Genomic DNA, 10,780 nt, shown 5'->3' with positions numbered 1-10,780 from the left:
GGACAAGTGCTGCATGCACCTCCGAGCCTGGCCGAGCCTCGTTCTGCGCCGCTAAAACAACGTTCCTAAAGGCTCTGCCCGTATTCACAAAAGCATTACAAACGAGCGCTTGTGTGCCGAATTCCGCAGCTGCTGCGTCGATTAAAGGCGACTTTCCGGGTTGCCGATAGCCTTCAGGCAACGGGCGAACGCAGCGCCGCGTCGGGTCTCTCGGTCGCATCGCATACGCCGTCGCCATCGTTCCCGATCCACGAGGTGCAGCGGGAAGGACATCCAGACGCGTCGTCGTGGCGCGGTCGTCAGCAAACAATCGGGGAAGACATCATGTTGGGCAATATGAAAATCGGCGTCAGGCTCACCTGCGCGTTCTTGATCGTGGCGGCCATCGGCGCCTGCATCGGCGCGATCGGCATCCGCAATTCCGGACGCATCAACGACTACGCCACGGTGCTGTACGAGCGCGAACTGCTCGGCCTGTCCAACATCAAGGAAGCCAACGTCAACCTGATCTATGCCGGCCGCGCGCGGTCCAACCTGCAACTGGCCACCACCCAGGAAGAGCGCGCCAAGCATCTGGCCAGCATCGATAAATACACGGCTAACGTGATCGACTACGTGGCCAAGGCGCGTACCTCGTTCGATAGTCCCGAGTCCAAGGCCAAGCTGGCGCGCTTCGACGAGGTATGGAAGCAGTACCTGACGCATCGCGCCCAGTTCATCGAAAAAGCGGCGCAGCAACCGCTGCAGCAGCCCAATCCGGAACTCATCGCGCTGTCGGCCGCGGTGCGTGGCGCCTCCGACGAACTCGACACGCTGATGAGCGAACTGGCCACCATCAAGGAAACCCGTGCGGCTGAGGCCAGCGCTGCGACCACCGCCATCCATGTCAGCGGCACCAGGATGCTGACCGCGATCATCGCCGGCGGCGTATTGCTCGGCATCGGTCTGGGCTTCTTCATCAGCCGCAGCGTGACCAGGCCGATCGGCAGGGCGGTGGATGTCGCCAATGCATTGGCCGAGGGCGACCTGAGCATCGTGATCGAGAGCACGTCGAAGGACGAGGCCGGGCAACTGCTGCTGGCGATGCAGCGCATGGTCGAGAAACTGCAGCAGGTGGTCGGCGAGGTCAACGCCAGCGCGCAGACCCTTGCCGGCGCGTCGGAGGAAGTCAGCGCGACCGCGCAGTCGCTGAGCCAGGCCTCGACCGAGCAGGCCGCGGGCGTGGAGGAAACCAGCGCCTCGCTGGAGCAGATGACCGCCTCGATCGGGCAGAACACCGAGAACGCGCGCATCACCGACGGCATGGCCGCGCAGGCCGCCAAGGAAACCGTGGAAGGCGGCGAAGCGGTGGTCGCCACGGTGGCGGCGATGAAGCAGATCGCGCAGAAGATCGGCATCATCGACGACATCGCCTACCAGACCAACCTGCTCGCGCTGAACGCGGCGATCGAAGCGGCGCGCGCCGGCGAGCACGGCAAGGGCTTCGCCGTCGTCGCCGCGGAAGTGCGCAAGCTGGCCGAACGCAGCCAGGTGGCCGCGCAGGAGATCGGCGAGGTCGCCGGCTCCAGCGTGGAACTGGCGGAGAAGGCCGGTCGCCTGCTGGAGACCATCGTGCCCAGCATCAAGAAGACCTCGGACCTGGTGCAGGAGATCGCCGCGGCGTCGCAGGAGCAGTCCTCCGGCGTGGCGCAGATCAATTCGGCGGTAGTGCAGCTGAGCCAGACCACGCAGCAGAACGCCACCGCGTCCGAGGAGCTGGCCGCGACCGCCGAGGAAATGAGTTCGCAGGCCGAATACCTGCAGCAGTCGATGGCGTTCTTCCGCCTGGGCCATGGCGAAGCGCCGCGCCCGCCGCGCGCCGTGGACAAGCCCAGCGCCAAGGCCGTCGGCAGCAGCCGCGTCGAATCCAAGCGTGCGCGCCCGCGCGTGGCGCAGCCGGCGTACGCGATGGCGAATCCGGACGAATCCCAGTTCGCAAGCTTCTGAGGAGCAGACCATGGCTACGCATCTGGACAACGCAGCGGCGGTGCCGCTGCAGACGCAGGAGGCGCCGTCGCAGTTCCTGACATTCCAGCTGGAACAGGAGCTGTTCGGGCTGAACATCGACGGCATCCACGAGATCATCGAATACCGTGCGCCGACGCCGGTCCCGACCATGCCGGCCTGCGTGCGCGGCGTGATCAACCTGCGCGGCGCGGTGGTGCCGGTGGTGGACCTGCAACTGCGGCTGGGTCGCGCGCCCAGCCGCATCAGCCGGCGCAGCTGCATCGTCATCGTCAGCGCCGCGGAAGGCGGCACGATCCAGGCGTTCGGCCTGCTGGTCGATGCGGTCAGCGCCGTGCTGGATATCCCGGCGCAACAGATCGAGGCGGCGCCCTCGTTCGGCAGCGGCATCCGCGACGAGTTGCTGCAGGGCATGGGCAAGCTGGAAGACCGGCTGGTGATCCTGCTGGATCGCGCGCGCCTGCTGCGCGTGGACGAGATCGCCGACGTGGCGTTGCCGGCCGCGGCCTGAGGCGGCGCAGCCGCGCCACTGCACCGGCGCGGTGGTTGGATGCTTCGTGGCGGTGTGGACTCGGCGCCTGCGCAACGCGGGCGCTGCGGCCGCGGGCACCGCAGGCGGTGGTGTGCCGGCCAGAAGCGGCATCGTCCGAAGCGACAGGCGCTCGCCGTGATATGCGCATAACGGCCGCCTCGCTAGTGTCTGCGCAACAGGGCATCCGCCCGCCATCGCGAGATCCGGACATGGCAGACAACGACAAGCAGCCCGACCAGCAGCAGGGCATCCAGGACGGTCGGCAGGACCGCGCGCAGGACGATGTGGCCAAGCAGCGCCCCGGCCTGGAGGACGAGAAGTTGCGCGAAGCGCACGAGCGCGGGCCCAAGTCCGGCGATGGCCAGAAGACCGGCTGAGCCGCGTTTCGCGCGCCGCCATCGCCGTGGCCTGCGTGGTGGCCGCGGCGTGGCGCCAGCGCGCAGACACAAACGCGCAGACACAAAAAAGCCCCGGAGGCGACTCCGAGGCTTTTCGTCTGAACAAGTGGTGGAGCGGAAGGGGATCGAACCCTCGACCTTCGCATTGCGAACGCGACGCTCTCCCAGCTGAGCTACCGCCCCACATCAGACGCATAGTCTAACTGGCCCGGGGCATGCGTGCCAAGAGGGGCGATGCGGGGCGAGGGCGGCGCGGCGCGCGCAGGGCCTTCGCACACCTGCCGGTCCGCCGTCGCTGAACGCGGGAATGCGACGCCGTCTCCGGGCAACCGCCAGGCAGAGTCGATATAATCGTGGGCCGAAATCTTCGCCAGACGATTTCGTCGTTCCGGATGAAATATTCCGTCCGTTCCAAATCTTTTATCCACGGGTCTTTGAAAAAATGACGGAAGTTCGCAACTTGCAACAACTCGCCGAAGCCAAGGCCAAGCTGCACGAAGAGATTCGCAAGCTGGAAGAGCAGGAGAAGCAGGCGCGCGAAGGCGAGACCAGCGCTGCGCACGCCAACATCCTGTCGCTGCTCGAGCAGTTCGCCGAGTTCTTCAGCGCCAAGCAGCGCAACGAGATCGCCGCCTACGTGACCAGCGCCGCGCCGAAGGCTGCCAGCACCAAGTCCGCCGGCGGCCGCAGCGAGGTCAAGCCGAAGTACCAGCTGCCGCACACCGGCGAGACCTGGTCCGGGCGCGGCCGCACGCCGAAGGCGTTCGCCGCATGGGAAGGCACCGCCGCCTACAACGAATGGAAGGCGCGCCATCCGGATCTGAAGTTCCCGCTGGTCAAATACTGATCGGTCGAAAAAGGCCAGGGTTCCTGGCCTTTTTTATGCGCGATGATTTTATGCGCGGCATTGGCGCCGCCTGCGCTTTGTCGCGGATAAAAACCGTGGCGGAGAAAGCGGGGCGTTGAAGGGAATGCGCCTGGAATAATCGAAGGCCGGCGGCGACATAGTCGTCGCTGCGACCGTGTCGCCGCTGTGGCCCCCTGTAGGAGCGGCTTCAGCCGCGACAGACGCTATCGGTAACGCCCGTCGCGGCTGAAGCCGCTCCTACAAATAGCTTCAGGTCGTTAGCCCGCGTTGCCGAGCAGTGGCTGCAGCGTCGCTTCCAGTTCGCGCCGGCGCCAGCCGGCCAGCGGCTGCGGCCATTGGCCGCTTTCCAGCAAGGCTTCCAGGTGCTTGCGCGAGGCGAGCAGGCCGTCGGGCAGGCCGAGTGCGGCGCTGCGTGCGGACACCGCGTCCTGCAGCCGCTTCAACGCCGCCTTGTTGTCGTCGCTGGAAGTCAGCGCCAGCGGCGCGTCCGCTTCGTCGGGCAGCGGCGTGGTCAGCGCCTGCCACAGCGCGTCGCCGAGCTTGCGCGGCGCCTTGGGGTGCTTGTCCAGCATCGCCTGCAGTTCGTCGCGGTCGGAAGGCGGGAAGCGCGCCAGGGTGGCGGCCAGTTCGTTGTCCAGGATCCAGCTGCGCGGCTTGTCGCTGTGCCGCGCCTGCACGTCGCGCCAGCGCAGCAGGCGCAACAGCCGCTGCTGCGCGGGCCGGTCCATGAACTGCGCCGAGCGCATGCCCAGGTGCGGCCAGCGTTCGCCTTCGTCATGCTCCACGGTGCCGAGCAGGCGCTCGCCGTCCTCGTGCAGCCAGGCGCTGCGGTCCAGCCGCTGCAGCCGTTCCTGCAGCGCATCGTGGATCGCGAACAGGTGGCGCACATCGTCGGCGGCGTAGTCCAGTTGCGCCGGCGACAGCGGGCGGCGCAGCCAGTCCGAGCGGGTTTCGCCCTTGGCCAGGTGCACCCCGGTGATTTCCAGCACCAGCTTCTGGTAGCCCATGCCGGCGCCGATGCCGGCCAGGCCGGCGCCGATCTGGGTGTCGAACAACGGCCGCGGCAGCGCGCCGCAGGCGCATTTGAACGCGACCAGGTCTTCGCTGGCGCTGTGCATGACCTTGAGGATGGCCGGGTCCGAGAGCCACGGCGCCAGCGCTTGCGGCATGCCGGGAATCAGCGGGTCGATCAGCAGGATTTCGTCTGCCACCGCCATCTGCACCAGCGCCAGTTGCGGCCAGTAGGTACGTTCGCGGACGAATTCGGTATCCAGGCCGATCCTGGCCGGGCGCTGCGCCAGCCGTTCGGCCAGCTCGGCGGGTTGCTTGATCCAATAGGGCACGTGGTTTCCGTCGAATGCAGGGTTTGCTCAGGCAGGCGAGAATAGCCTAACGTCGGCCCGCCGGCCGCACGGACGGGGTGGCGCGGATGCCATCGGGAGGCCAATGTCGTTGGGAGGAAGCGTGCGTACGAGCGGCACCGTGATCGCCTGGAACCTGTTGGCCGCGTTGGCGTGCGGCTGCAGCGGGCCGGCGCCTGCGCCGCCGGCGCAACCCGCCAGACCGGCGCCCGCCAAGCCTGCGCAGGCGCCGGCAACGGCCGCCGGCAAGCCGGTGCAGGCGCCCAGCGTCACCATCGGCGGCGAGGATGCGGCCGAGACGGTGGCGCGCTGGCAGCCGCCGCTGCCGACGCTCGAGCGCGCGCAACTGGCGCAGGCGCGCCGCGACGCCGCGCGCGCGCTGGCCGAGGACCGCCTGTTCGAGGACGCGCAATCGGCGATCCCGCTGTACCTGGCGATCCGCGCGCTGGCGCCGCAGGACCCGGTCGCGCGCGACGGCCTGCGCACCGCGCGGCGCCGGCTGCTGCAACGCGGCGACGAACTGTTGCGCGCATCGGAGCAGCAGGAACAGGCGCTGGAGCGCGCCGATCGCATCGCGATGGTGGCGCTGTCGCTGGATGCCGACGATCCGGCGGTGCGGCGCCTGCAGCAGCGGGTGGAGACCGCGCAGCGGGTGCTGGCCTACAACCGTGCCGGTGAAGACGATCTGCGTGCCGGTCGGCTCGGCGAGGACGGCAACGGCGCGCTGGCCAACTTCCGCGACGCGCTGCAACTGGACGCCGACGATGCGCGCGCGCGGCAGGGCGTGGCGGCGGTGGAGAGCGCGCTGATCCGGCGCGCCGAGGCGGCCGCGACGGTGTCCGATTTCGCCGCCGCCGGCAGCTGGCTGGCGCGGGCGGCGCGGATCCGCGACGCCGCCGCCACCGTGCGCGACGCGCGTGCGCGGGTGGAAGGCGTGCGCAGCGCGCGCATCGCCGGCCTGCGCGATGCCGGCCTGCGCGACCTGGCCACGCCGGCCGGACTGAAGGCGGCGCGCGAGAAACTGGGCGAGGTGTTGCGCATCGCCGATCCGGGCGATGCGGTGGCGGCGATGCTGCGCGAGCGCATCGACCTGGCCACCCACTACGGCAGCTTCCGCCCCGGCCAGGTGTTCACCGACGGCATGAGCAACGGCGAGCGCGGGCCGCAGATGATCGTGGTGCCGCACGGCGGCTTCCGCATGGGCGCCAGCGAGACCGAGCCGGGCGCGATGCCGGCGGAGCAGCCGCTGCACTACGTGCGCTTCGACCGCGGCTTCGCGATGTCGATCACCGAGGTCACCGTGGCCGAGTTCCGTCGCTTCGTCGAGGTCAGCGGCGCGCGGCCGCGCGCGACCCGGCGCGGGCATTCGATCGTCTACGACGAGCGCAGCGGCAACTTCGTGCGCCGCAGCGGCACCGACTGGCAGTCCGGCTACAACGGTGCGCGCGCCGCGCCGAACAGCCCGGTGATGCACGTCAGCGTGCGCGATGCCGAGGCCTACGCGGCGTGGCTGTCGCAGCAGACCGGGCGCCACTACCGGCTGCCCAGCGAGGCCGAGTTCGAATACGCGCTGCGCGCCGGCGGCCGCGGCCGCTATCCCTGGGGCAACGCCGGCACCCCGCCGCGCGGCGCCGGCAACTTCACCGGCGGCGGCGACGTCTCGCCCAGCGGCCGGCACTGGAACAACGCCTTCGTCGGCTATGCCGACGGCTTCTGGGGGCCGGCGCCGGTCGCCAGCTTCAAGGCCAACGCCTGGGGCCTGCACGACATGGGCGGCAACCTCAGCGAGTGGGTCGCCGATTGCTGGCATTCCAGCTACCGCCGTGCGCCGGCCGACGGCGCCGCCTGGTACAACCCCGGCTGCCGCTCGCGGGTGGTGCGCGGCGGCAACTGGGCCAACGCGCCGGAACAGACCCGTGCCGCCTGGCGGCTGATGCAGGACTCCGACACCACCAGCGCCCGCGTCGGTTTCCGCCTGGTGCGCGGAATTTGACGCGGCCTCGCGCCGCCCGTCGCTACAGTGCCGCGGACAGGCAGGCGCCATCGCCGCCCACCAGCCAGCAAGGGGATTGGATATGAGCAACGTCTTCGGCCGCCAGGGCGGGGAACAGGGTGGGGGCCGCCGCGGGCCGCTGGGCGGCGTGCGCTGGCTGGTGCTGCTGGGTTTCGCGGTGTACGCCGGGTATTACTGGTTCTCCAACCGCAGCGAGGATCCGTACACCGGCGAGAAGGTGCTGATCGACAATTCGCTCGGCGTCGAGGACGAGAAGGCGCTGGGCCTGCAGGCGTACCAGGAGATCCTGGCGCAGGAACATCCGGTCGATCCGCAGTCGCAGGTGGCGCAGCAGGTGCGCGCGATCGCGCAGCGGCTGATCGCCAAGGTCGATGTGGTCGAGGACGCCCTGGCTGCCGAGCACGGCATGCAGGCCAAGCACTACGCGCGCGGCTTCGACTGGGACGTCAACGTGATCGAGTCCGAGCAGGCCAATGCGTTCTGCCTGCCCGGCGGCAAGATGGCGGTCTACACCGGCCTGTTGCCGGTGGCCAAAAATGCCGATGCGATGGCGGTAGTGATGGGCCACGAAATCGCGCACGCGCTGCTGCGCCACGGCGCGCAACGCATGGCGCAGCAGAAGCTGACCCAGATCGGGCAGATGGCCGGCGCGGCCAGCGGCATGGACCCGCAACAGCAGCAGATGGCGATGGCGGCGATGGGCTATGGCTACCTGCTGCCGTACGCACGCAGCCACGAGACCCAGGCCGACGAGGTCGGGCTGATGCTGGCCGCGGCGGCCTGCTTCGATCCGCAGGAGGCGGTGCCACTGTGGGAGCGGATGAGCGCCAGCAGTGGCGGTCAGGCGCCGCCGGAGTTCTCCTCCACCCACCCGAATCCGGGTACGCGGATCCAGAACCTGCAGGCGCTGATGCCCAAGGCGATGGAGTACCGGCAGCGCTTCTGCGAATCGGCGAAGACGGCGCAGCGATGAGCGTGGTGGCGGCCGCGGGCGATTGAGCTGGCGTCCGCCGTTCCCCGGCTTCAGCTGCGCACGCCGGGGTATGCGCAGTCCGCGCGCGCTTGTGCTCAGTGCTTGGACACTTGCACCGCCGCGGTCTTTGCCGCTTCTGCCGCCGCGTCCGCTGCTGCTGCCGCATCTTCCGTTGCGTCCGTGTCCGCCGCCTGTGGCGCGACGAGGCGCTGCCCGATCGCCAGCAGTTCGACGAACTCGCGGCGGTCGCCATTGCGGTCCTCGCCGGTCGCCGCGCGCGACGCGCTGGTCACCTGCGCCCAGTCCCAGCCATCGATGTGGGTGCCGCCGCGCAGCAGGTCGGCGTAGGCGGCGACCGCGGCGGCGAAGCGCAGATCCGCGCTTGGCTGCGCCGTCGCCGCGGCGGTCGCGATCGTGCTCTGCAACAGGCGGCTGCGTTCCTGCCCGGGCAGCTTGTAGCGCAGCCGCAATTGCGCCAGTTCGCCGGCGTGCAGCGGCGTCTGCGCCGCCTGCGCCGGTACGGCATAGCGCAAGGCCGGCAGGCGCTGCGGCGCGCCGCCCACCGGAGTGATCTCGTACAGCGCGGTGACGCTGTGGCCGGCGCCGATCTCGCCGGCATCGACCTTGTCGTTGGCGAAATCCTCGCGCGCCAGCAGCCGGTTCTCGTAGCCGATCAAGCGGTATTCGGCGACCTGCGCCGGATTGAACTCGACCTGGATCTTGACGTCGCGGGCGATGGTCAGCAGCGTGGCCTGCATCTGCTGCACCAGCACCTTGTGCGCCTCGCGCGCCGAGTCGATGTAGGCATGGTTGCCGTCGCCGACGTCGGCCAGGCGTTCGGCCATCGCGTCGTTGTAGTTGCCGCGGCCGAAGCCGAGCGTGCTCAGTGCCACGCCGCTGCGGCGCTGGTCGGCGACCAGGGTCTCCAGCGCGCCGCGGTCGACGGTGCCGACGTTGAAGTCGCCGTCGGTGGCCAGGATCACCCGGTTGCTGCCGCCGGCGATGAAGCTCCGCCGTGCAGTCGCATAGGCCAGGCGGATGCCGTCGCCGCCGTTGGTGCTGCCGCCGGCCTGCAGCCGTTGCAGCGCGGCGAGGATCTCGGCATGGCGGTCGCCCGGCGTCGGCGGCAGCACCAGTCCGGCCGCGCCTGCGTAGACCACGATCGAGACCCGGTCCTGCGCGCGCAGCTGCGGCACCAGCATGGCGAAGGCCTGCTTGAGCAAGGGCAGCTTGTCCGCGCTTTCCATCGAGCCGGAGGTGTCGATCAGGAACACCAGGTTCGCCGGCGGCAATGCCTGGCGCGGGACGTCGTAGCCCTTTATGCCGATCATCAGCAGCTGCCGCTGCGGATTCCACGGCGCGGGCGCCAGTTCGGTGGATACCCGGAACGGCGTGTCGCGGTCGCGCGGCGCCGGGTGCGCATAGTCGAAGTAGTTGATGAATTCCTCGGCGCGCACCGCGTCGGCCGGCGGCCGCTGGCCGTCGCGCAGCATGCGCCGCACGTTGGCGTAGCTGCCGGTGTCCACGTCGATCGAAAAGGTCGACAGCGGCTGTTCGCGCGCACTGTGCACCGGGTTGTCGGTTGGGTGTTCGTAGCGTTCGCGGTCCAGCGGCGGGATCGGCGCCGCGGGCTTGGCCATGCGCATGCGGGCGTCAGCGATGTAGGTGTCGCCGGCGACCGACGGCGCGACTGGTGCCGCGGCCTGCGCCGGCGGCGCCGGTGGGGAGGGCGGGGCGAGCATCCGTGCCGGTGCTGGCGCGGGTTCGGCCAGGCCTTCGCTGGCGGCGTAGGCCTCGGGCAAGGCGGTGGCATCTGTCACTGCCGGCGTGCGTGCGGCGACGCGATCGTCGCTGGTGGTGCTGCAGCTTGCCAGCAGCGCGGCAAGGATCAGGGACGGCAGGATGCGGTGCGGGCGTGGCTGCATGGTGGGCGCTCGGTGTGGGTCCGAGGCTGTAAACGCGCGACGGCCGGCAACGGGGTTTGGCCCGCGGCCGCGCTTCGGTCCGCCATGCTGCCTTGTGGCTGAACGCGCTGCGTGCGCGCACGTGGCACCGCATGGCGCGGGTGCATCATTCGCGCATCGCCACCGGAGCATTCGCCATGAAACGCCTCTTGCTGTCATTGCTCGGACTGGCCGCGCTGGCCGGCTGCGCCACCAACCGGATCAGCGACGAAGAGCGCCTGGCGCTGTACCGCGGCCATGCCGCCGCGCCGGTGCGCGACTTCCAGTACTACAACCGGATCAGCGGCTGGACCGCGCTCGGCGACAGCGCGCTGGCGGTGTGGACGCGGCCGAACCAGGCCTATCTGCTGGAACTGAGCGGCCGCTGCGCCGATCTGGACTTCGCGCCCACGATCGCCATCACCCACTTCAGCGACCGGGTGTCGGCGCGTTTCGACGACGTGCTGGTGATCGGCGGCAGCCCGGGCGCGATCCGCCTGCCGTGCCGCATCCAGAGCATCCGCCCGCTCGACATCAAGGCGCTGCGTATCTCGGAAAAGGAATTGCGCGAGGCCAAGGTGCAGGAGCGGGCGCAGCCGGCGCCGGCGCAATAGCGCAGGCGTCAGCGGGTTTCGATCGGTTTCGAACGGGTGGTTGCAGCTTGTAGGCGTAGCTGCAGCCGCAGCG

The 10,780-nt window shown here is 69.7% G+C and carries 8 protein-coding genes, 1 tRNA gene and 1 pseudogene; 7 read left to right on the top strand and 3 right to left on the bottom strand.

All coding sequences use genetic code 11. The features are described 5' to 3' along the window. Window positions 1–324 precede the first annotated feature (324 nt). From HEP74_RS13195 to HEP74_RS13185, 3 genes and pseudogenes are all read left to right on the top strand, one after another. A pseudogene (locus HEP74_RS13195) lies at window positions 325–1,855 on the top strand (methyl-accepting chemotaxis protein); the annotation flags it as partial. A 141-nt stretch (window positions 1,856–1,996) separates the two neighbouring features. After that, a complete protein-coding gene (locus HEP74_RS13190; RefSeq protein ID WP_185813262.1) occupies window positions 1,997–2,515 on the top strand; it encodes a chemotaxis protein CheW in 519 nt (172 codons plus the stop codon). A gap of 230 nt (window positions 2,516–2,745) precedes the next feature. Beyond that, a complete protein-coding gene (locus HEP74_RS13185) occupies window positions 2,746–2,913 on the top strand; it encodes a hypothetical protein (protein WP_185813261.1) in 168 nt (55 codons plus the stop codon). 128 nt (window positions 2,914–3,041) lie between these two features. Here the strand turns inward: HEP74_RS13185 and HEP74_RS13180 are convergent. Then, window positions 3,042–3,117 (bottom strand) — tRNA-Ala (locus tag HEP74_RS13180). Between the two features lie 259 nt (window positions 3,118–3,376). Between HEP74_RS13180 and HEP74_RS13175 the strand changes: the two genes are divergently transcribed. Beyond that, entirely contained in the window at window positions 3,377–3,781 is a 405-nt protein-coding gene (locus tag HEP74_RS13175) for an H-NS histone family protein (RefSeq protein ID WP_185813260.1), read from the top strand. A 278-nt stretch (window positions 3,782–4,059) separates the two neighbouring features. On the opposite strand, the gene rnd is transcribed toward HEP74_RS13175, so the two are convergent. Then, window positions 4,060–5,145 carry a ribonuclease D gene (rnd, locus tag HEP74_RS13170; RefSeq protein ID WP_185813259.1) on the bottom strand — a complete coding sequence of 362 codons (1,086 nt, stop codon included), beginning with the start codon at window positions 5,143–5,145 and terminating at the stop codon, window positions 4,060–4,062. Between the two features lie 103 nt (window positions 5,146–5,248). On the opposite strand from rnd, the gene HEP74_RS13165 reads away from it, so the two are divergent. Beyond that, on the top strand, window positions 5,249–7,156 hold the full coding sequence (locus tag HEP74_RS13165; RefSeq protein WP_185813258.1) for a formylglycine-generating enzyme family protein: 1,908 nt from the start codon (window positions 5,249–5,251) through the stop codon (window positions 7,154–7,156). A gap of 82 nt (window positions 7,157–7,238) precedes the next feature. Further along, the gene (locus HEP74_RS13160) at window positions 7,239–8,150 is read left to right on the top strand and encodes a M48 family metallopeptidase (RefSeq protein WP_185813257.1); all 912 of its coding nucleotides are present in this window, start codon (window positions 7,239–7,241) and stop codon (window positions 8,148–8,150) included. Between the two features lie 95 nt (window positions 8,151–8,245). Here the strand turns inward: HEP74_RS13160 and HEP74_RS13155 are convergent, their stop codons facing one another. Continuing rightward, window positions 8,246–10,075, bottom strand: coding sequence for a vWA domain-containing protein (locus HEP74_RS13155; RefSeq protein WP_185813256.1), 1,830 nt, complete (start codon window positions 10,073–10,075; stop codon window positions 8,246–8,248). 176 nt (window positions 10,076–10,251) lie between these two features. On the opposite strand from HEP74_RS13155, the gene HEP74_RS13150 reads away from it, so the two are divergent. Then, window positions 10,252–10,707 (top strand): DUF6491 family protein, encoded by a 456-nt coding sequence (locus HEP74_RS13150; RefSeq protein ID WP_185813255.1) that lies wholly within the window; start codon window positions 10,252–10,254, stop codon window positions 10,705–10,707. Window positions 10,708–10,780 lie beyond the last annotated feature (73 nt).

It is taken from the genome of Xanthomonas sp. SS, assembly GCF_014236835.1.
Classification (GTDB): Bacteria; Pseudomonadota; Gammaproteobacteria; order Xanthomonadales; family Xanthomonadaceae; genus Xanthomonas_A.
Note: the sequence above shows the minus strand (reverse complement) of the source record. Positions and strands in the feature narration are given on the sequence as shown.